This window comes from Wolbachia endosymbiont of Muscidifurax uniraptor (assembly GCF_054149795.1).
Genome location: NZ_CP083727.1, coordinates 1,066,958 through 1,087,785, shown reverse-complemented (window position 1 = coordinate 1,087,785; position 20,828 = coordinate 1,066,958). Strand labels below are relative to the sequence as shown.

Below are 20,828 nucleotides of genomic sequence, written 5' to 3'. Positions count from 1 at the left end.
TGATGATTTATTTTCTACTAATAGCAGCTCTCTATAACCACTTAACAAGTGGTGGCATTGACATCATAATTGCATCTGGATTGCCGTCAGTCATTAAACCAAACCTTGTGCCACGATCGTATAACAGATTGAATTCTACATATCTGCCACGTTTTATTAATTGATTTTCTCGTTGTTCTTTTGTCCAAGATTTTTGCATATGTTTACGTATGACGTGCGAATAAATTTCCAAAAAGGCTTCACCTACTGCTTTTGTGAACTCAAAATCGTTTTCCCAGTTGCCAGAACTCAGATTATCATAGAAAATGCCACCAATGCCACGCGGCTCTTTTCTGTGTTGTAAGAAAAAATAATTGTCACATTGCTCTTTAAATTTTGGATAATATCCGGTGTCAAATCTATCACATGTCATTTTGATTGATTCATGGATATACTTGCAATCTTCTTCATTTTTATATATTGGCGTAAAATCCATTCCTCCACCAAACCATTGTTTTGAAGTATATATCAGCCTTGTGTTCATATGTGCTGAAGGGATAAGGGGCGATTGCATATGAGACACTAAAGATATACCGCTTGCCCAAAACTCTCCGTTACTTTCACTTGCACCAGGAATTTCATTAATGGCTGAATCTGCAAATTTTCCGTGTACTTTTGAAACGTTTACTCCAACTTTTTCAAAAACATTACCAAAAATAATTGTAGATTCACCACCTCCACCACCTGGGCGATCCCACTTTCTCTTTTCGATCTTTGGCTCTGCGGATGATTGTTTTTCAATTAATAAGAAAGATTCTATGATCTTATCTCTTAGTGCACAGAACCATTTAAATGCTTGTGTTTTTTGTTTTTCCATAATATCCTCTTGCTAGCTTATTAACATTGTTATATCTGATATTTAAGGAACTTAATTAGATTTGGATGATAATTATCTATCAAAGACGTTAATAAATCTATAATAATTAAATCAATATAATAGAACATTTTCGTATGTACAACAATGCCAAGTAACAATAATGAATAAAAGATACATAGATAACAAAAAAGAGAACAGGGTTGACTTCATACTAAGAAATTACGGAATGTCAATTGTTGTGATGGCAGTTATTATGCTCTTACCTCCAGTAGCAATATCGATACTCTACTTTTTTGATATATATAGTCAGCATATTAATATAGAGATTAATTTATTAGTTAGCATTCTAACAACTCTCTTTATGATGTATAATGTAAAACGCTACAGATACCTACTTAATACTATAGAATTTCAAAATGCAATATTTGCAAATGCACTAAATCATAATACAGAATTTTGCCTTATTTTACATAAGGATGAAGGTATTATTTATGCTGATGCAAGGTTCTACGAAAGGTTTAAAGATCATATAGATGATGACATTACGTTAGCCAAGATTCTTGAAATAGGAGATGTTTCAGAAGCAGACAAAAAAGTACTCTATCATGCACTAAAAAATAACTCTTCTGTACAGGTATGCATTTCCTTAAACAAGAAGAATAGAGTATCTAACTTTCTTTTGCTCTTTGAGCCGATACCAGATAATCCCCAAATTGCTATAAATAGTAATAAGATTTTAAATTTATCATTAGTGCCAATAGCAAGGCCAGATGGGTATTTTGTATTAAAAGCAACACAGATAAACAAGGAGCAGATATATGAAGAGTTAATAGAAAAACACAGCATAGGAACTTACATTGCAAATGCCAAAGGGGTGATTTTATCTGTAAATAAAAGATTTTTAGACATATTTGAACTAAAAAAACTGGAAAAAGGTAGCTCAATCAGTGATTTTATATCTCAATCTAAATATAACAATACAACAACCGATAATGAAATTTTGTTTTTTACTATAAGTGGTATTCCATTCAAGGCTTATATGAGCACTGCTATATTTTGTGATAAATACAACCATAGCTATATATATGGCTTTATAACACCAACCGAATCAAATATTGTTGATTATCAATTACACCCTTGTTTTGCAAATTCATCAATTGCTATTGCACAATGTGACATAAACGGCAACTTTGTAAAGAAAAATACGGCACTAATAAAGCTTGCAGGGTCAGATAATAATTCAATCTTTACGTTGATATTGGATAGTTATCATGTGAAAATACGTGAATATTTTTCGAGTAATAGAATAAATAATGCGTCTTTTGATGTACAGCTCAACGGCGGTAATAACATAAAAATATATTTCAATAAGTTTCTTCATAATAAAATGATCTTCATACTTTGTTATTTTATTGACAATACTGAACACAAAAACCTAGAGATAAAGCTTGAGCATTATCAAAAGATGCAAGCTATAGGGCAGTTAGCAGGTGGTATTGCGCATGATTTCAACAATATATTGACTGGGATAATAGGATTTTGCGATTTGCTTTTACTCCAACACTCAGCTGGTGACCCATCTTTTGGAGATATAATACAGATACAGCAAAATGCAAAGCGTGGATCAAATTTAGTAAGACAATTGCTTGCTTTCTCAAGAAGACAGACCTTGCAGCCAAAAATTATTGATGTAAATAATACTATAGCTAATCTTTATGAAATGATAAAAAGATTAATAGGTGAAAATATAAAATTTAATATTTATTATGGTAGAGACTTGGGTGCTGTTAGGGCTGATCAAGGGCAATTAGAGCAAGTTATACTTAACTTAGCAGTCAATGCTAGTGCTGCTATGGAAAAGGGCGGAGAATTAACTATACGAACCTTTAATCAAAAGATTGACTCATTAAATTCTACACCTCAGGATATGTTTTCTCCAGACAAGGAAGCGATTGAACATGGAAATTATGTTGTGATTGAAGTAATTGATACTGGATGTGGAATGACGAGTGATACAACTGAAAAGATCTTTGATCCATTTTTTTCTACCAAAGATATTACCTCTGGTACAGGTCTTGGCCTCTCTACTGTATATGGCATTATTAAACAAACTGAAGGATACATCTATGTTGCTAGCAAAGTAAATCATGGAACTAAATTTAGCATATTTTTGCCCATGGTTTACATATCAGATGAAAATGATAGAGAGGAAGATAGTGAAGAAACAGAAAAACCGGTAGTAAGTGAAATTAAAGGTAATGGTATAATTTTATTAATCGAAGATGAAGATTCAGTAAGGGAATTCATCTCTAAAGCACTCAAAAGAAAAGGATTTGATGTAATAGAAGCAAGCATAGGCAGCGAGGCGCTAGAAATAATCAGTAAAAAAAGTCAACACATAGATCTTATAATCACTGATGTAATCATGCCAGAGGTGAGCGGCCCAGAAATAGTTAAAGAAGCATTGATCCATAGGCCAAATATCAACGTTATTTTTATTTCTGGGTATGCAGAAGATGCTTTTTTAAAGAGTGATGACATCAATATAGAAGATTTTCACTTTTTGCCAAAACCATTCACTCTGAATGAATTAGGAAACAAGGTTCAAAGTGTGTTACACAAAGTAAAAAAGACAGTCTAATTTTAGTGTGGTTAGCAACAAAAAAATTTTCTAATGCAAAAGTTTCTTGCATATATACAATAGAATTATTTTATACATAAGATAAAAGGCGTGAGCAAGATTGTTGCAATAGTAAATCAAAAGGGTGGAGTTGGCAAAACCACAACTAGTATAAATTTGTCGACAGCCTTTGCTGCTGTAGGAAAAAGCACTTTATTGGTAGATCTTGATCCTCAAGGAAATGCTAGCACCGGACTCGGGATTTCTTATCGTAGTAGGGAAGAAAAAAACATATACAAAATACTACTAAGCAGCGAAAATAGATTGATAGAATCGGCAATTTTCAATATAAAGGAAATTCCAAATTTATCACTAATTTCGTCAGTAGTTGATTTATCAGCTGCAGAAATTGAATTATCGCAACTTGAGCGAGGAAAATTTGTGCTAAAAAGCGCATTAGAGAAGATACGCGATAATTATGAGTATATAATCATCGATTGCCCTCCATCACTTGGGCTTCTAACCATAAATGCTTTGACTGCTGCTAATTCTATTATTGTCCCTCTTCAGTGTGAATTTTTTGCTTTGGAGGGATTGAGCCATTTAGTTAAAACTGTAGAGCTGATAAAAAGAAATAACCTAAACCCTTTTTTGGCAATAGAAGGGATAGTGTTAACAATGTATGACAGGCGCAACAAACTCAGTGAACAGATTAAAAACGATATTTGCCAGTATTTAAATGATAAAGTATACAAAACTATCATCCCATTGTATGAGACTGTTATTCCACGTAACGTACGGTTATCAGAAGCGCCTTCTCATGGAAAACCCGCTATTGTGTATGATCTTAAGTGTCCTGGTGCACAAGCATATATAAGTTTGGCAAGGGAAATTTTAAAAAAGCACGCGAGCAGTTGTAAGGAGAAGAAACTAGTAAGCGAGGGCGTAGTATGAAGGATGATAGACGCCTCGGCAGAGGTCTTGCCGGCCTCATAGGCGATAATTATGATAATAAAGAAGATCGACAAGAGCATTTGCCTATTTCATTACTGCACCCAAGCAAATTTCAACCGAGGAAACATTTTGACGAGGAGTCATTAAGAGAACTTGCAAATTCGATAAAGAAAAGTGGCATTATACAGCCTATCGTGGTACGCAAAGATTCAAATGATGATGGTTATGAAATAATAGCTGGAGAACGTCGTTGGCGAGCAAGCAAGATTGCAAATCTTGATAGTGCACCGGTTATCATAAAAGATCTGAGCGACAAGGAATGCTTGGAAGTATCCATTATTGAAAACATACAAAGGCAAGATATTAATCCAATAGAGGAAGGTGAAGCTTACAGAAAACTGATAGATGAGTTTTTCTATACACATGAGGAATTAGCTTCAGCTATAGGCAAAAGCCGCAGCCACATAACCAATATGATTCGGATGTTGTTGCTCCCTGATAGGGTGAAAACAATGATCAATGAGAAAAAATTGTCTATGGGTCATGCAAGAGCGTTGATTAATGTTGAAAATGCGGAAAGTATTGCAGAAAAAATAGTTTCTCAGGGCTTAAGCGTTAGACAAACTGAAAAACTGATAAAGGACCTACATCAAAACAACAATCAAAAAGAGCAGAGATATACTAGAAATCAAGATATGACAGTAATAGAAGGCGCTATATCTTCTCAACTTGGTTTAAAGATCAAAATTAATGACAACAATTCTAAGGGTAAAGTTATGATACGGTATGATAATCCAAATGAATTGGATTTGATATTGAAAATTTTGAATAGGAAACTTGAGGCATAGCTAGTAGTTGGCTAGCAAAGCAACAAACCAATATCAACTGTTGGTGTCATGAAAGTAGCTGACACTGGAATCCAGGAATTTTATTAAGTTGGTAAGCATAAAAGTATAACTTCTACGTCATACCGCCGCGGTATCCGCTAACAAGCAGCGGGATGACGATTGTCAGGGTAGCTGTCATCCCAGTGCCCTGACTACTTGGATCCAGGAAAAAGAATGGTGTCATCCCAGTGCGTGATACCCTAGTAGAAATCGTTTTTGTAATTGCAACATTCGTGCAATCTTTAGCCATAAATATTTAAAAAATTTACCAAATGAAAAAAAAGGCAAAAGAAACCCCGTGGTGGTTGGCTATTTACCATGTACTAAAATATCGGCGTTTTTTTTATTCTAAAACGCTTGATTAAGAGCGATTTAGCTGCTTTTAACTTGCAACTAACCTACACCGCAAGTGTTTAAGAAATTTACTAAGCAGGAAAAAAGGCAAAGAAACCCCGTAGTAGCTAGCATTCAAATTCTCCCTTGTCAATTTGACGTTTTTTGCTGTCTTAAACGCTTTGTAAGCGCGTTTCGGCTTATATAGGTAAAAACCCAGAAATTTTTAAAGACATGCGATGCACGTAGTGCGAAAAATTAAACATGAGACGCCAAATACCCTAAGTTTTTTGTCATTAACCTGCACAGATTGCGAAGATAAATAAATAGCTTCAGTTTTATGATAAGGGAGCTGGCGAGGCTTGTCAAGGAAGTTTTTCGTTTCATCCAATGCGCTGCCAAAAGCTATGCAAAAAGTCCAATGAGTTAACTCCCATATATCCTGAGTAATTCTTGTGCATTAGCTTTGATTAGGATAGGGCATTTTCTATCATTTAATAGGGAACGCAATATTTCAGTTGCACCCTTAACGTCGTTATTGTGTATCTTTACTATAGCGATGGCTTCTTGGCTTGAATAAGGGTATACTGTGCTTGATTCTAAATTATCAATTTTGTCTTTATTTATTTTTTCACCGTTGGAGTGAAGTAAGCTCATTACTTCTAAATATTGTGCTAACTCACGCAAAACACCAGGAGCATCTTTATCATCTGCCAAATCATTATAAATAGATGCTGTGTCTGTTGGCATTGAATCTGAGATATGATTGAATGCGCGTTCAAAATTTGCTAAATACTCCCAATTTGAATCTATTTCTTCTAGCAGCGGCTTATTATCTTTTTTTAAGAATAATACTTCGTAAAACTTGTCACCTGCAGTTATAGATTGTTTTGTGTTATCAATGTTGCGCAATAAGTATAATGTGATGCCAACTAACATTGGCGCGAGTGCAAGCAGAAAGATGTATTTTTTCATGGTAATATTCCAAATAGTTATATATTTATACATTAATGCTTTTGATTTGCAAAAACATATTGACATAGTGATTATATCATATAATAATATTCTTAAAGTTGTTTGAATAGTTGGAGATTAAAATATTTCTAAAGTAGAAATAAAGACAGCAGTATTAAGCTAAATTATTTCTTGTCGGATTTATCCGATGTACCCTCAACCTTTTATAGGTTGAAGTCTAAATTTGAGAGTTTGATCCTGGCTCAGAATGAACGCTGGCGGCAGGCCTAACACATGCAAGTCGAACGGAGTTATATTGTAGCTTGCTATGGTATAACTTAGTGGCAGACGGGTGAGTAATGTATAGGAATCTACCTAGTAGTACGGAATAATTGTTGGAAACGGCAACTAATACCGTATACGCCCTACGGGGGAAAAATTTATTGCTATTAGATGAGCCTATATTAGATTAGCTAGTTGGTGGAGTAATAGCCTACCAAGGCAATGATCTATAGCTGATCTGAGAGGATGATCAGCCACACTGGAACTGAGATACGGTCCAGACTCCTACGGGAGGCAGCAGTGGGGAATATTGGACAATGGGCGAAAGCCTGATCCAGCCATGCCGCATGAGTGAAGAAGGCCTTTGGGTTGTAAAGCTCTTTTAGTGAGGAAGATAATGACGGTACTCACAGAAGAAGTCCTGGCTAACTCCGTGCCAGCAGCCGCGGTAATACGGAGAGGGCTAGCGTTATTCGGAATTATTGGGCGTAAAGGGCGCGTAGGCGGATTAGTAAGTTAAAAGTGAAATCCCAAGGCTCAACCTTGGAATTGCTTTTAAAACTGCTAATCTAGAGATTGAGAGAGGATAGAGGAATTCCTAGTGTAGAGGTGAAATTCGTAAATATTAGGAGGAACACCAGTGGCGAAGGCGTCTATCTGGTTCAAATCTGACGCTGAGGCGCGAAGGCGTGGGGAGCAAACAGGATTAGATACCCTGGTAGTCCACGCTGTAAACGATGAATGTTAAATATGGGAAGTTTTACTTTCTGTATTACAGCTAACGCGTTAAACATTCCGCCTGGGGACTACGGTCGCAAGATTAAAACTCAAAGGAATTGACGGGGACCCGCACAAGCGGTGGAGCATGTGGTTTAATTCGATGCAACGCGAAAAACCTTACCACTCCTTGACATGGAAATTATACCTATTCGAAGGGATAGGGTCGGTTCGGCCGGGTTTCACACAGGTGTTGCATGGCTGTCGTCAGCTCGTGTCGTGAGATGTTGGGTTAAGTCCCGCAACGAGCGCAACCCTCATCCTTAGTTACCATCAGGTAATGCTGGGGACTTTAAGGAGACTGCCAGTGATAAACTGGAGGAAGGTGGGGATGATGTCAAGTCATCATGGCCCTTATGGAGTGGGCTACACACGTGCTACAATGGTGGCTACAATGGGCTGCAAAGTCGCGAGGCTAAGCCAATCCCTTAAAAGCCATCTCAGTTCGGATTGTACTCTGCAACTCGAGTGCATGAAGTTGGAATCGCTAGTAATCGTGGATCAGCACGCCACGGTGAATACGTTCTCGGGTCTTGTACACACTGCCCGTCACGCCATGGGAATTGGTTTCACTCGAAGCTAACGACCTAACCGCAAGGAGGGAGTTATTTAAAGTGGGATCGGTGACTGGGGTGAAGTCGTAACAAGGTAGCAGTAGGGGAATCTGCAGCTGGATTACCTCCTTAGGCTTTGCGCATAACTTACCATTTTTAATGATGGTGTTGTTATGTGCTATACTGCTGTCTTTACTTCTACTTTATTTTAATTTCCCGATAACGGAATTTTATGAGTGATAGACCTCTTTCTCCACATTTACAAATATATAAAGTACAAGTTACTAGTTTTTTCTCTATTATGCATAGATTGACTGGTATCTTGCTATTCCTTTTATTAATGATACTTTCTTGGTATTTCATATTACATGTTTACTTTCCTGAGTTACTTATAGTAAGGTACTTAAATGCATTATTATTCACTCCTGTTGCTAAATTAGCTTATGTCTTATGTTTTATAAGTTTTGTATATCATTTTCTTAATGGTATTCGTCATTTATTGTGGGATGCTGGGCTTAATTTAGAAATTACTGGCGTTTCAAGGAGTGCTATACTGCTGACAGTAACGCTACTTCTTTCTACTATGGCTTTTTTATTTATGTTTGTATGAGTCAGTCTGGAAATTCAGTACATCATTGGTGGGTTCAGCGTGTTTCTGCGGTAATTTTACTGTTCCTGTTTCCTTGGTTTATCTATTCATTTTCTTGCACATTTTATACTGATAGCTCTTTGTCTTTTAGTGAAAAATTTATTAATCACCCTCTAGAGCTTTTATTTTTTGTTGTGTTGTTGTTTTGCATTTTTTGGCACGCAGTTCTTGGAATGCAGGTAGTATGCGAAGATTATATACACAGCGTACCTTTGAGGATTTTTACAATTACATGCATAAAGTACTTATCAAGCATTACTTATATAACCCTCGCTTTTACAATCTTTATCTTCTACAGGCATATTTTCTTGTAAAATCACCGGTGCTGTGTTAATATATCATTAGTGTACTAGTTTTATTATTGAACTATAGCATTATAGCGATTTTGGTTTGACAATATGTTTGAAGCATTAAAAAAGGGAGCAATAGATCTTACACTTAAAGCAAAAGGTCTGCTTACTTCACCTGAATCTCAAGTTTACGTCGAAGACCTTAGAAAGGTAATGATGTATGATGGAAGGAAATGCCAGTATCCAAAAAATTATGATCAAATTGTACAGTCTGCTAAAATCATAGAAAACAGGGATATGCATGGAAATGCTATACTAGATAAAGATAAAAATCCAACCTATAAACTTTTGTATGGTCAAAAAGATGAGAATGGAGAACAACCAAGTTTCAGATTATCTTTAGTTACCAAAGATAAAGATAATGATAGATCTTATTTTACTATCAATTATATAGACAATCAGGGTAAGCAAATTCCGATAAATGAGTTGCATAAGTCATATTTTGAGCCATTAGGCTTTTCGAGAATGGATTTGAAAAAACACGTGCCAATTTTTGAAGCTGAAAAAACTAAGGATCCTCAATATCCATTTGAATTAACTAATTCTTCTGTGCTAACTAAAGAGGTAAAAAATAAAGAAGGTAAAGTTCAGGAAGTTGTTGATGAAAAAGGAAGAAATGGAGAATTATTATACACTAGTGATTACAAGAAGCTAAGCACCCATTTTTCAGAAATTAGAGATCAGGATGGTAATCTAGAGCTAGATAAAAGTCTTATATCTGTTCCTATCGTTTTTGCTACAAGCTTGGCTAAAGTTTGTACTAAATTGTTGACTTCTCTTCCTATAAAGTTAGGGGAGCATTTAATAAGCAAACAAAACCCAATTGCAAAGTCTTTTGGCTATCTTTTGTTCACCCCTGCGATGGCAGTGAAGAATTCAGTAAATATGGTAGCTACAATACTTAAGGCCCCAATTTTATTGTTTGTAGCAAATGAGAAAAAATATGGTGATGCTTACTTTACTATGTGGAAACACCAATTGAAAGGATGTTGGGAAGAAGCAAAAAGTGACTTTAATGTTATTAAAGGTGAAGAAAGGCTAAAGCCGGATCATGGGAATCGTGATTCACTAGTGGGCACATGGGATGAGCTTAACGCTAGAAGGCCAAAGAAACAAGGGGATGATAAAGAAGTTAGCAAGAGTAATGAAATACTAAAGAGTCCTGAGGAAGAACAAAATAAGGGTAATGAAATATTAAGTGATAAAAGAAAAGGTCATGTTGAGGAATTACAAAATAGAAGAAATTCACAGCAAGGGCAAGGCGCTACACATGATCACTCTCATTAGCAATTACTTTAAATCAACATTTACTTTCTTTATTAACTATTCCACAACAAAAACTTGCATGTATTTTGCCCTCAGTATAAGATATTAATTATTTAATTAATATCTTAACTAAATGCGCCCTGTAATATTGTGTGGTGGTAGTGGTAGCAGACTTTGGCCTTTATCTAAGCCAAAGCAATTTCAGAAAATATTTAGTCAGAACACTATGTTTCACAACACTTTGTTGAGGCTAAAAAGCGATTATATGCCGCCCATAATTGCTACAAATATACAGTACGAGTCATTAGTGATGGAGGAATTGCATGCACTGCAAGAATATAAAGTGATTTTCGAACCAGTGAAAATTGGAACAGCAGCGGCAATATTAATTGCTGCACTTCTCTGCAATGAAAACGAGACAATGTTAATTCTGCCTTCAGACCATTTTATAGGTGATTTGAATAGTTTTTATGCTTCTACTCAAAAAGCGTCTAAGTTAGCCTCTGAAACTAACTCTATAGTCACTTTTGGGGTTAAGCCTCATGAATTCAATTCTGAATACGGCTATATAAATGCAGTATATGATCAGAAAGAAAAATGTTATATAGTGAAAGATTTTACAGAAAAGCCCGAGCGTAAGTTAAGTAACGATCATTATTGGAACTCTGGAATATTTGTGTTTAAAGCAAAACGCTACATAGATGAGATTAAAAAATCTGCCCCGAATCTTTACAATTTATGTTTTAAATATTTCACACCGCAAGAGAGATTTCTGTATTTAAAACAACGAGATTTTGCAGGAATTGAAGGCATATCCATTGATTACTTGGTGATGGAGAAAGCAAAAAACGTTGCAATGATAGAAGCTAATTTCGATTGGTTGGATGTTGGAACTTGGAATTCAGTTTTAGAATTGAGTGAGAAGTTTAGTAAAGAACCGGCATCATTTCAGCATGTGATTAGAGAAAAAGAACCAGTTTCAACGACAGAAAGTAATAAAAATTTATTGAGTGGAGCTTGTAAGCAACCAAACAAAAGTCTAATTTCATTTATTCATAAAGTTAAGAAAGTAAAGGTGATAAGGAAAGAAGTTAAACCATGGGGATTTTGTAGTATAATTTTAATGAGCGAAAATTTTCTTATAAAATATCTTTTTATCAATCCATTAAGCTGCACTTCTAAGCAATTCCATCACTATAGAGATGAATACCATATAGTGCTATCAGGAGTTGGATATGTTAGTTTAGAAGACAAAGAATATGCTATAGCAAAGGACCATATGATAGAAATCCCAAGGGAAGTTTCCCATAGGATTGAAAATAGAAGCACAAGCTTTCCACTTGAAATAGTTGAATTTCAGATAGGAGAGCATTTATCTGATAATGATATAGTGAGATTGGATGATGTATATGGAAGAATATGGTAACGCCATAAATGCATTTGTTGGCAATTTATAATATGGGTATAGCTGCTTTATGTAAAAAATAATATTTACTAAATCTTAATATTTTAAACCTATACCCATATTTTAATAAATAATGAGTTGTAATTAATATGAAGGATCCATTTAAAAGTGACAATTATAGAGAAAATCTCGGTTTCCTTAAAGAAGCTATAAAAGCAAGAGATGAGTTAGTAACTATTAGACATTATAATAAAACGGTAAGGGGTTTATCTCAGGCATTAAAGCGTTTTACAGATAAGGCAGAAGATGTAGCTAAGTTTGTTATACGTAGTGACTCAATTGATTATGTAAAATCGATGAATGGAAAGCCATCAGGTCTTAAGATATTAAAGGAAATATTGAATAGAATCTCGGGAAGAAATGTTCCAGTTAAGAATATAAGTAGTTTTATTGATAAATTACCTCCTTCTACTTCAATGACAATCTTTGAATATCTAGAGGCTTATCGTAAAATTTCAGGTTTGGAGCAAGTTGAAAGAGGAAATATTGCAATAGCTCCAGAAAAGCCAGAACGCAGTTTTCTAAAAGAAGATAGACAAGTAGAAGTTAATTATAATGATTCAGGCCATGGAAATTCATTAGATGAAAAGCCTGGATACAAAGAGATATCAAATTATCAAGAGAAGAAGAGTAAAATTTTAACAGAAAATTCACAAAGTTCAAAATCGCCTAGAGAAGAGCTAATTTATGTAACAGTTCCTAAAGAACATATGGAAGCAAAAAGAGAACTTAAACAAAAACAACAATCTAAACCTCCAATATTGCCAAAATCATCAATAGCACCACCATTGCCAAAAAAAATGTTTACTGCTGGTCAAGAAGTTAGACAAAAACCAAAAGTAGTAGGAACTGTTCCTAAATCAACTAAAGATAAACCTGAATTACCACTAAAACTTAAAAAGTTAGGTCATACTGATCAAAAATCAAGCACAAAGCTAGAAATGGTAGTATCTTCTATGGAAAAAGAAATTAATTATAATATCGATATTAAAGTACAAGAGATAAGAAAAAAATTCAAACAAAATCAAGCAAAAGAAAGTCCTAATGCGCAAACTATTGAAAGCAGGACCCCTCCTGTTGCACAAGTGAATATAGATGTGGAGAAAAAAACTAGGCCATCACCAAAAGTTGCTTCCCAATCTCGCTTATTTCCAATGAGGGATGAAATATCTCAGATGAATCCCTTATCAGCAAAATCTGATCCGAGACCTCATGTTAGCAAAAATGCTCTTCTCACAGATGTAAATGTAAAGCAACTAGTTGTACAATTTGAAAATTATGGAAGGAAAGAATTATAACTTATTGAATAAACCCAATAATATTCTTGATTTTTTCTATGTTATAAAAGCACAAGCTCTCCACTTGAAATAGTTGAATTTCAGATAGGAGAGCATTTATCTGATAATGATATAGTGAGGTTGGATGATGTATATGGAAGATTTTGAAATTCTAATGTTAAAGATACTCTATAAGTCTGCTAAATTTAAGGAAGCAAAAATCTCTAGTTTTTAAATAAAGAAAAGTCTACAATTATACGAAGTTTCAAAAATATAATGTCTAACCTCAAAATATTTTGTAATGTCCATTGCCTTTGAAATTACTATGGCTGCTTGCTATTTGCGAGCAAGAAATGCCAGATTTTGCTCTATAATGACTTTGTTCTCTATTATCGGCATTGCCCTTGGAGTTGCAACACTAATAGTGGTGATGTCTGTGATGAACGGATTCAGAGCAAAGTTGCTTGACTCAATACTTGGCATTGATGGCCATATTAACGTTTATTTTGATAGGAACATAAATTCAGATTACTACGCAGTTTCAAAATCTATTGAGAGAATTCCTGGTATATTAAAAGCTACTCCTATGACCAATGATCAAGTTATTATTGTAGCAAATGGTAAAATTGCAGGTAGCGTAGTGCGAGGTGTGTCAACTAAAGATTTGCTTGATAGTACTGCCGTTACAAATAATGTAATTATAGGTGATGTAAAAAAATTTGATGAAGGGATAATAATAGGAGCACGCTTAGCAGAAGTTTTGAACATTGACTATGGCGACGAAATTACGTTTATATCATCTGAAGAATTTGATGCATTACTTGGTGAAATGCCGCGAATGAAAAAATATAAAGTTATAGCAATATTTGATATGGGTATGTTTGAGTATGATAATACCTTGATATATATGCCTCTAAAATCAGCACAAGCCTTTTTTAATTATAAAAATAGCATAAAAAATATAGAAGTACTTGTAGACGACGTTACTAGAGCTGATAAGCTGGCAGATGCTATAGAAAAAGAAATAGGAATGGAAGCTGAAAGTTGGCAATCACAGCAAAGCCATTATTTTAGTGCTTTAAAAACTGAAAGAAATGTGATGTTTTTAATTCTCACTTTGATTATAGTTGTAGCAGCGTTTAATATTATCTCAAATTTAATGATGATAGTGCAAGAAAAGAAATCCGCGATTGCAATTATGCGTACATTTGGTGCAACAAGTGGAAGCATTATGCGTATATTTTGCGCTTGTGGTCTATTAATCGGTTTTACGGGAACTTGTCTTGGCTGTATTATAGGTGTCGTTTTTTCTCTCAATATCGAAAGCATTAGAGTGTTTTTAGAAAACATTACTAACGTCAAGCTGTTTGATCCCATGATATACTTTTTTTCAAGTTTGCCAATGATATTAGTTCCTCAAGATGTAGTGAACATTTCTGCACTTGCATTATTCTTATCATTTTTAGCGACAATTGCTCCTGCATTGCAGGCAGCTGCACAAGATCCTGCGGAGATACTACGTTATGAATGATACTCAGCAAAAGTACATAGGTTGGTTCTTAATTGTATTGTTATTTACCGGTTACATCACAATAAATAACATAATCTTTTTAAAAATAAATCAGCAAGAGAGTGAAAACAATGTGAAAGCTTTAACGGAAAACATGGATGAATTTAGAATGTTGCTTGAAGTTAATCAATCTAGAATAGAAAAAAAGATATTTGACCTCAAGAGAAGTCAGCATACTCAATGTGAGCAAGGTGATAATAACTCAAGATGTAAGAACCTTGCAAAATTGCTATTACTTGTGGTTAAAATGAAGAATTCGTTATTGCGAGAAGCAAAATTTGATAACCATATAAATTCAATAAAGCCTTTGATATCAGAGCTTGACGATCCAGAGATAGAAAATGCAGTAGATGAATTAGAAAATTTGAAAGAGATAAATACCTTACACGAATTGAAGTTATCTTTTGAAAAAACTATTGATACTATCGATTACAACAAAAGTACATTGTCTAAAAAAATCATTTCAAACTGGATAAAGGTAGACGACCGAAATGATCCATCAAGAGTAAAATTCGCAGAAATTGAGGAGTCAATAAATGATAATGATTGGCAAAATATAACTGTTACAGTAAGCAATTTAACACATTCAGAATTCAAGCCATGGCTGAATAAATTGAATGGTTTTATTGTAGCTTCTAAGAATATTTCAACAATATATCATCACTTATTACAATATATCTCATGATTTATTTTATAATTTTCGCTTTTTCGTTTTTATTTGGTATATGGGTCAAGGTAAGTGGTGAAGTAATAAAATTGGAATTAGGCAATTACACTATAAGTATTGATCTATATTTCATTATTTTTACTTGTGTAGTTTTATTATTTTTATTAATTACACTTGTACGCTTTTTTTCCTCCATTTCATCAACATTTGCCAACATAAGAAATAGAAGAAGGGATAGGGAAGAATTGCTTCTCTTTGAAGCTTTCTTTAGCATAGACTTAGACAATATAGAGAATGCCCAAAAGCTAGTTAAAAGTCTGAGTGAGGAGAGCGATAGGTTGTCTTTAATAAAGCTCTTTAACTCAGGTAAGACGGGAAATTACAGCTTTTTCAGTAACGGTTTAACAAATATTGCAAATAAAAATCGTAACTTAGCTCTACTTCTAGCCAATAAGCTGATTGTCCACCTCAAACAAGAAAAAGTAGTCTTTCAAAAATTTATAGAATATTGCTCTAGTTCAATTAACGATAAAATGCTATCTATTCCCTTTCAAATAGAGCATGGCATATTGAAAGAAGATTGGATTAATGCAATTTTGAGGTTGAAGGAAGCAGTTAAGTCCAATATTTTTCTCCCCTTTGATCATAAAGAAATGTTTGCAGTGTTTTATTGCGCTTTAGCAAAGCAATATGAAAGTAAAGGAAATTTTAAGGAGGCTATAAAGTCTTTATTTAGAGCACAACGTTATAGTGCAATTTTTCAGCCCATCAATTATTTAAAGGCAGAATTATATATTAAACTTGGAAAAATCAGAAAAGCTTCTGCAGTGCTAGAGGCAGAGTATACAGTAAATCCTACTCCTCAGTCAGCTAAAATGTACATCAATTTAAATAGTAAAGGTGCTGAAAGACTATACAACTTACGCCCTGATTATTATTTTAGTTACTGTTTACTTGCTTTGTCCTCAATGAGTTCAGGTAAATATGATCTTGCAAGTCAATATTTAGACACTGCTATGAAAAAAGCCAATTACATGTCAATCTACTTTATTGTAATACAACTCAAGGTTACATTGCAAGAACACGACAAGGTAATTTATTGGCTAAACAAGATGGGCTCAGAAGCTTTGCCTGATCCAGGCTGGAAATGTAAAAATTGTAACAGGGAACTAGAACAATGGGACCATAAGTGTTCAAGTTGTAATAGTTTTAATTGTGTTTATTATATATTATAAAATTCCACAAAGTGTAGAAATTACCATTAGGCTACTTTCACATTGATATTGCTGAAGTTAGAGCACTTTCTTAATATAATCCTTATCTCCAAACAATAAACCTGCAAGTTTCTTAGCTAGACTTGGTTTTAATGTCAAAAAAACTTGCTTTTAGACACTAACAGTTATATATTTTAATAAATCAGGGTTGTATACAAAATGAAGAGCTTAAAGGAATTATCCTTAAGAATTAAGAATATTAGGTCTGTACAGAAAACCACGAAAATAATGCAAATGGTTTCTGCAGCAAAGTTGTTACAAAGCCAAAAGAAGTTATTAAATTCAAAATTATATGTATCTAAGCTGCATAACATTATTTTTTCATTAATGCTATCAGTTGATCAAGAATTACTGGCAAAAATTCTAAATGTCAGTAACGACGGTTCTTACCTAGTATTCATTATTGCGTCTGATCGTGGCTTGTGCGGCAACTTTAACTTTTCTATTGTCAAATTTAGTCAAGAGCGTGTAAATAAGTCAATCGCAAATGGCAAAAAAGTAGATATTGTATTTCTTGGTAAAAAAGCTTTTGATGTAGGTAAAAATAGATTTGACTCTAAAAGTATCTTAAAAATTGAAAATAGTAAGGGAATCACGTTAAAGCACGTAGAAGCTTTGGTTGATGGTATAGATTTAAGTAAATACGATAAAGTTAAAGTTTTTTATAGTAAATTCTATAATACCTTCACGCAAAAACCAATGTTGGAAACAATAAAACCATGGAGTAAAGACTCATCCTTGATTGATAGCTCTCTGGCTGGTCCAACAACAGATTACGGCTATGAGTATGAACCACAAAATATTGAATTTATTTTAAAATCTTTGGTTCAAGATTACGTTGTAATTGCTCTTTACTCTGCTTTACTTGAAAGTGCAACGAGTGAGAATAGTGCTAGAATGGTTGCTATGGAATCAGCAAACAGAAACACTAAAGAGATACTGAACAAATTAGCATTGCTTTATAATCGTTCTCGTCAAGCAGCGATTACGACTGATTTAATTGAAGTTATAGGTGGTGCAGAATCTTTATAGAAATCTAAGGAATAGAAAATGAATATATTAAATATTGCAGCAGATATTACTAAACTAATAAAAAAGCAAAATCAAGATGCGGAAGTTACAATATATGAAACTAATAAGACTTCAGTTTCTCAGCGTCTATCAAAAATTGAGCAAATATCACAATCTAAAAATTGCACTGTAGGAATCAGAGCTATAGCAGGTAAAAACAAAGCTGCGTATATTTCTACAAACGATTTGAATAATCTGAGTGATACAGTAAGCCAAGTGGTAGAAATGGCAAAGAATGCGCCAGAAGATCCTTGCATTAATTTTGCTGTAAATGGTAGTAATTATATCTCTTCTGCAGATTTAAGTATCTCAGATAATAATGTTGTAACCGTTGATAACCTAAAAGAAATTGCTGAAGCTGCAGAAAATTCAGCCTTTGCACATAAGAGTATCACTAATTCTGAAGGAGCCTCTTCTTCATACGCTTTAGTGAATACAGTATTATCGACTGTTTCTGGTTTTATTGGCTCGTTTAGTAAATCAACCTTTGCTAATCAGGTCTCTGTTGTTGCTGGAAGAGAAAGTGAAATGAAGGTTGGTTACGATTATGATATAGCATGTAATTTTAGTGATTTAAAGTTGCCAGAGTTAATGGGAAAAGAAGCAGCAAAAAGAGCAGTTGATCAATTGAATTCACGTACAATGAAAACTGGTAAATTTCCAGTTATTTTTGAAAAAAGAGCAGCAAAAGGGCTAGTAAAAAGTTTTGCTTCTGCTATAAATGGGAGCAGTATTATAAGCAACAGTTCTTTCTTGAGGGGTAGTTTAAACGCTCAGATTTTTAACGATAGAATTAATATTATCGATGATCCATTGTTGCCAAGAGGCATAGCATCGAGACCATTTGATGGAGAAGGGATAACTAGCAAGAAAAATATATTTGTAAAAAACGGAATATTACAAAATTGGATTTTAGACTTATACTCGGCTAGAAAATTAGACTCAGAAACAACCGGAAGTGCAACTCGTGCAAGTAATGCTGCAGTTATTCCTGCAGCTAGTAACCTCTACATTGAGAATGGTGATGTATCGTTTGAAGAATTAATTCAGGAAGTGAAAGAGGGAATATATGTAACTGATTTATTTGGTTTTGGTGTCAATTTAATCAATGGCGATTACAGCCAAGGCGCTTCCGGATTTTTTATAGAAAATGGAAAAATAACGTATCCAATACATGAGATTACCATTGCTAGCAATTTGAAGGATATGTTTAGCAATTTAGTCGTTGCAGATGATCTAACTTTTTGTGGGCAATTTAATTCACCAACGATTAAAGTTAGCGAAATGACGGTTGCAGGTTCGCTTAACGATTAAAAAATTTATTTGCATCAAGTACAACAATTGTGTATTATTGTCATGTAATGTTAAGAATAGACTATGGAGTATAAAGGTTTAGTTTCAATAGCTAAGCTTAAAGCATTCTCAATCGTAATTTCAAAGTTTTTCATCACATTAGTAATGTTAGTTAATAATTTAGGAGTTGTTTAAATGGAATTTGGTAATGTAAAATGGTTTAATGCCGAAAAAGGCTATGGTTTCATCAAGCCAGAAGGTAAAGGGGGTGACGTTTTTGTACATATTAGCACATTGGAACGTTCGGGAATAAGACCTGAGGCACTTAAAGGAGAGAATAAAGAGAAGGGAATAAAAGGAGAAAGGGTGAGTTATGAGGTTAAAGAGGAGCGCGGTAGAAACGGAGAAGATAAAAAATCTGCAATAAATTTAAGATTGGAAGATTAATCTATTATGAAGTCTTTTAACAGGATTAACGTATTGTGAATAATTTTCATGAGATGGGTCTCCCAGCTTCGCTTAGACAAGCTCTAGATAAAAATAATCTTTTCGTCCCAACTCCGATTCAAATACAAGCGATTCCCTTAGCGCTACAAGGTAAAGATATTCTCGGATCTGCTCAAACGGGGACTGGAAAAACTTTAGCATTTGCTATTCCGTTGGTTGCTAAGTTGCTGAATGAGCCTAACACTGGTTCAGCTTTAGTCATCGTGCCAACCAGAGAGCTTGCGCATCAGGTAACAAATGAGATAAGAAAACTCTTATCTCAAAATTCTGCACTAAGGGTCGCTTTGTTGATTGGTGGTGAGCCTATTTTTAGGCAGCTAAATCAGCTTCAGAAAAAACCACAAATTGTAATAGGTACTCCTGGTCGTATTATAGACCATATTGAGCGTAAAACTTTGATTAATCGCAATGTTAGCGTTCTTGTGCTTGATGAAACGGATCGTATGTTTGATATGGGCTTTGGAGTTCAGATTGAAGAAATTATGAAGCATTTGCCTAAAATAAGGCAAACTCTTATGTTTTCTGCAACTCTTCCTGGAGATATAGTAAAACTTGCTGAGAAGTACCTTAATCGACCAGAACGTATTTCTGTTGATTGTGAGGCTACAACTTCTGTAAAAATTAAGCAAGAAATTGTTTATGCATCAGAATCAGAAAAATATGAAAAGCTTGTTACACAACTATGTCAGCGCGAAGGATCAATCATTATCTTTGTCAAAACAAAGCGAGGAGCGGATCAGCTAGCTAACAGATTGCACAAAGATGACTATAGCGCTTTAGCAATTCATGGTGATTTAAGGCAGCACAAGCGCGAAAGGGTCATTAATTCTTTTCGTCGTGGCCGTAATCAAATCATGGTTGCAACAGATGTTGCTTCTCGCGGCCTTGATATTCCCCACATTCAACATGTTATCAATTATGATGCACCACAATCGCAAGCTGACTATATTCATCGTATAGGTAGAACTGCACGCGCTGGAGCTGAAGGGTATGCGCTGTCTTTTGTTACACCTCAAGATAAGAGAAGACTGCCTGCACTGGCAGACAAAGAAGGAGAGCTAAATTTTGATTGTAGTGTGCAATTTAAAAAACGTAACAGCAAAAAGGTCTTTAAAAGGCCAAGTACGTTAAAGACTAAATACGGTAGAAAAAAGATCAATGCATTTAAGAAGAAAAGCAGAGTACTAGAAAAAGCGTATTAAATAGGATTTACCTACAATTT

At 34.4% G+C, this 20,828-nt stretch carries 18 protein-coding genes and 1 rRNA gene; 16 read left to right on the top strand and 3 right to left on the bottom strand.

Annotation, left to right across the window (positions count from 1 at the left end; translation table 11 throughout):
- Positions 1-31: 31 nt before the first annotated feature.
- Positions 32-856: an oxygen-dependent coproporphyrinogen oxidase gene (hemF, locus tag LA754_RS05600; protein ID WP_006279817.1), complete on the bottom strand. Its 825-nt coding sequence runs from the start codon at positions 854-856 to the stop codon at positions 32-34.
- 160 nt (positions 857-1,016) lie between these two features.
- Here hemF and LA754_RS05595 point away from each other — a divergent pair, with 160 nt between their 5' ends.
- The 3 genes from LA754_RS05595 (at position 1,017) to LA754_RS05585 (ending at position 5,278) form a co-directional block, all read left to right on the top strand.
- Positions 1,017-3,497 carry a response regulator gene (locus LA754_RS05595; RefSeq protein ID WP_006279816.1) on the top strand — a complete coding sequence of 827 codons (2,481 nt, stop codon included), beginning with the start codon at positions 1,017-1,019 and terminating at the stop codon, positions 3,495-3,497.
- 90 nt (positions 3,498-3,587) lie between these two features.
- Positions 3,588-4,430 carry a ParA family protein gene (locus LA754_RS05590; protein ID WP_006279815.1) on the top strand — a complete coding sequence of 281 codons (843 nt, stop codon included), beginning with the start codon at positions 3,588-3,590 and terminating at the stop codon, positions 4,428-4,430.
- Entirely contained in the window at positions 4,427-5,278 is an 852-nt protein-coding gene (locus tag LA754_RS05585; protein ID WP_006279814.1) for a ParB/RepB/Spo0J family partition protein, read from the top strand. Before LA754_RS05590 ends, LA754_RS05585 begins: the two co-directional genes overlap by 4 nt.
- Positions 5,279-5,390: 112 nt before the next feature.
- Here the strand turns inward: LA754_RS05585 and LA754_RS05580 are convergent, their stop codons facing one another.
- Positions 5,391-5,567 (bottom strand): hypothetical protein, encoded by a 177-nt coding sequence (locus tag LA754_RS05580; protein WP_174930890.1) that lies wholly within the window; start codon positions 5,565-5,567, stop codon positions 5,391-5,393.
- A 509-nt stretch (positions 5,568-6,076) separates the two neighbouring features.
- On the bottom strand, positions 6,077-6,691 hold the full coding sequence (locus tag LA754_RS05575) for a hypothetical protein (RefSeq protein WP_006279813.1): 615 nt from the start codon (positions 6,689-6,691) through the stop codon (positions 6,077-6,079).
- Positions 6,692-6,844: 153 nt separating this feature from the next.
- Here LA754_RS05575 and LA754_RS05570 point away from each other — a divergent pair.
- The 13 genes from LA754_RS05570 to LA754_RS05510 all read left to right on the top strand — a co-directional run bounded on the left by LA754_RS05570 (position 6,845) and on the right by LA754_RS05510 (position 20,808).
- Positions 6,845-8,349: ribosomal RNA gene (locus LA754_RS05570) — 16S ribosomal RNA — on the top strand.
- Between the two features lie 100 nt (positions 8,350-8,449).
- Positions 8,450-8,827, top strand: coding sequence for a succinate dehydrogenase, cytochrome b556 subunit (gene sdhC, locus LA754_RS05565; protein WP_077190574.1), 378 nt, complete (start codon positions 8,450-8,452; stop codon positions 8,825-8,827).
- A complete protein-coding gene (gene sdhD / locus LA754_RS05560; RefSeq protein WP_010963113.1) occupies positions 8,824-9,180 on the top strand; it encodes a succinate dehydrogenase, hydrophobic membrane anchor protein in 357 nt (118 codons plus the stop codon). The genes sdhC and sdhD overlap by 4 nt, the downstream gene beginning before the upstream one ends.
- 84 nt (positions 9,181-9,264) lie before the next feature.
- Positions 9,265-10,503 (top strand): hypothetical protein, encoded by a 1,239-nt coding sequence (locus LA754_RS05555; protein ID WP_253303522.1) that lies wholly within the window; start codon positions 9,265-9,267, stop codon positions 10,501-10,503.
- Between the two features lie 112 nt (positions 10,504-10,615).
- On the top strand, positions 10,616-11,908 hold the full coding sequence (locus LA754_RS05550) for a sugar phosphate nucleotidyltransferase (protein WP_006279926.1): 1,293 nt from the start codon (positions 10,616-10,618) through the stop codon (positions 11,906-11,908).
- A gap of 128 nt (positions 11,909-12,036) precedes the next feature.
- The gene (locus LA754_RS05545; protein ID WP_006279925.1) at positions 12,037-13,245 is read left to right on the top strand and encodes a hypothetical protein; all 1,209 of its coding nucleotides are present in this window, start codon (positions 12,037-12,039) and stop codon (positions 13,243-13,245) included.
- 280 nt (positions 13,246-13,525) lie between these two features.
- Positions 13,526-14,755 (top strand): lipoprotein-releasing ABC transporter permease subunit, encoded by a 1,230-nt coding sequence (locus LA754_RS05540; RefSeq protein WP_006279924.1) that lies wholly within the window; start codon positions 13,526-13,528, stop codon positions 14,753-14,755.
- Positions 14,748-15,479: a hypothetical protein gene (locus LA754_RS05535; protein ID WP_006279923.1), complete on the top strand. Its 732-nt coding sequence runs from the start codon at positions 14,748-14,750 to the stop codon at positions 15,477-15,479. The genes LA754_RS05540 and LA754_RS05535 overlap by 8 nt, the downstream gene beginning before the upstream one ends.
- Complete coding sequence (locus tag LA754_RS05530) at positions 15,476-16,696, top strand: hypothetical protein (RefSeq protein ID WP_006279922.1); 1,221 nt, start codon at positions 15,476-15,478, stop codon at positions 16,694-16,696. Before LA754_RS05535 ends, LA754_RS05530 begins: the two co-directional genes overlap by 4 nt.
- A gap of 198 nt (positions 16,697-16,894) precedes the next feature.
- Positions 16,895-17,767 carry an ATP synthase F1 subunit gamma gene (gene atpG, locus LA754_RS05525; protein WP_006279921.1) on the top strand — a complete coding sequence of 291 codons (873 nt, stop codon included), beginning with the start codon at positions 16,895-16,897 and terminating at the stop codon, positions 17,765-17,767.
- Positions 17,768-17,785: 18 nt separating this feature from the next.
- Positions 17,786-19,120: a TldD/PmbA family protein gene (locus tag LA754_RS05520; protein ID WP_006279920.1), complete on the top strand. Its 1,335-nt coding sequence runs from the start codon at positions 17,786-17,788 to the stop codon at positions 19,118-19,120.
- Between the two features lie 174 nt (positions 19,121-19,294).
- On the top strand, positions 19,295-19,546 hold the full coding sequence (locus tag LA754_RS05515) for a cold-shock protein (protein ID WP_006279919.1): 252 nt from the start codon (positions 19,295-19,297) through the stop codon (positions 19,544-19,546).
- 35 nt (positions 19,547-19,581) lie between these two features.
- Positions 19,582-20,808, top strand: a complete 1,227-nt coding sequence (locus tag LA754_RS05510) for a DEAD/DEAH box helicase (protein WP_049973634.1) — start codon at positions 19,582-19,584, stop codon at positions 20,806-20,808.
- The last annotated feature ends 20 nt before the right edge of the window (positions 20,809-20,828 follow it).

Bases quoted from the DNA above. Each gene is read 5' to 3' on its own strand.
- hemF (WP_006279817.1), bottom strand. From the start codon at position 856: ATGGAAAAACAAAAAACACAAGCATTTAAATGGTTCTGTGCACTAAGA.
- LA754_RS05595 (WP_006279816.1), top strand. From the start codon at position 1,017: ATGAATAAAAGATACATAGATAACAAAAAAGAGAACAGGGTTGACTTC.
- LA754_RS05585 (WP_006279814.1), top strand. From the start codon at position 4,427: ATGAAGGATGATAGACGCCTCGGCAGAGGTCTTGCCGGCCTCATAGGC.
- LA754_RS05580 (WP_174930890.1), bottom strand. From the start codon at position 5,567: ATGGCTAAAGATTGCACGAATGTTGCAATTACAAAAACGATTTCTACT.
- LA754_RS05575 (WP_006279813.1), bottom strand. From the start codon at position 6,691: ATGTCAATATGTTTTTGCAAATCAAAAGCATTAATGTATAAATATATA.
- sdhC (WP_077190574.1), top strand. From the start codon at position 8,450: ATGAGTGATAGACCTCTTTCTCCACATTTACAAATATATAAAGTACAA.
- sdhD (WP_010963113.1), top strand. From the start codon at position 8,824: ATGAGTCAGTCTGGAAATTCAGTACATCATTGGTGGGTTCAGCGTGTT.
- LA754_RS05555 (WP_253303522.1), top strand. From the start codon at position 9,265: ATGTTTGAAGCATTAAAAAAGGGAGCAATAGATCTTACACTTAAAGCA.
- LA754_RS05550 (WP_006279926.1), top strand. From the start codon at position 10,616: ATGCGCCCTGTAATATTGTGTGGTGGTAGTGGTAGCAGACTTTGGCCT.
- LA754_RS05545 (WP_006279925.1), top strand. From the start codon at position 12,037: ATGAAGGATCCATTTAAAAGTGACAATTATAGAGAAAATCTCGGTTTC.
- LA754_RS05540 (WP_006279924.1), top strand. From the start codon at position 13,526: ATGTCCATTGCCTTTGAAATTACTATGGCTGCTTGCTATTTGCGAGCA.
- LA754_RS05535 (WP_006279923.1), top strand. From the start codon at position 14,748: ATGAATGATACTCAGCAAAAGTACATAGGTTGGTTCTTAATTGTATTG.
- LA754_RS05530 (WP_006279922.1), top strand. From the start codon at position 15,476: ATGATTTATTTTATAATTTTCGCTTTTTCGTTTTTATTTGGTATATGG.
- atpG (WP_006279921.1), top strand. From the start codon at position 16,895: ATGAAGAGCTTAAAGGAATTATCCTTAAGAATTAAGAATATTAGGTCT.
- LA754_RS05520 (WP_006279920.1), top strand. From the start codon at position 17,786: ATGAATATATTAAATATTGCAGCAGATATTACTAAACTAATAAAAAAG.
- LA754_RS05515 (WP_006279919.1), top strand. From the start codon at position 19,295: ATGGAATTTGGTAATGTAAAATGGTTTAATGCCGAAAAAGGCTATGGT.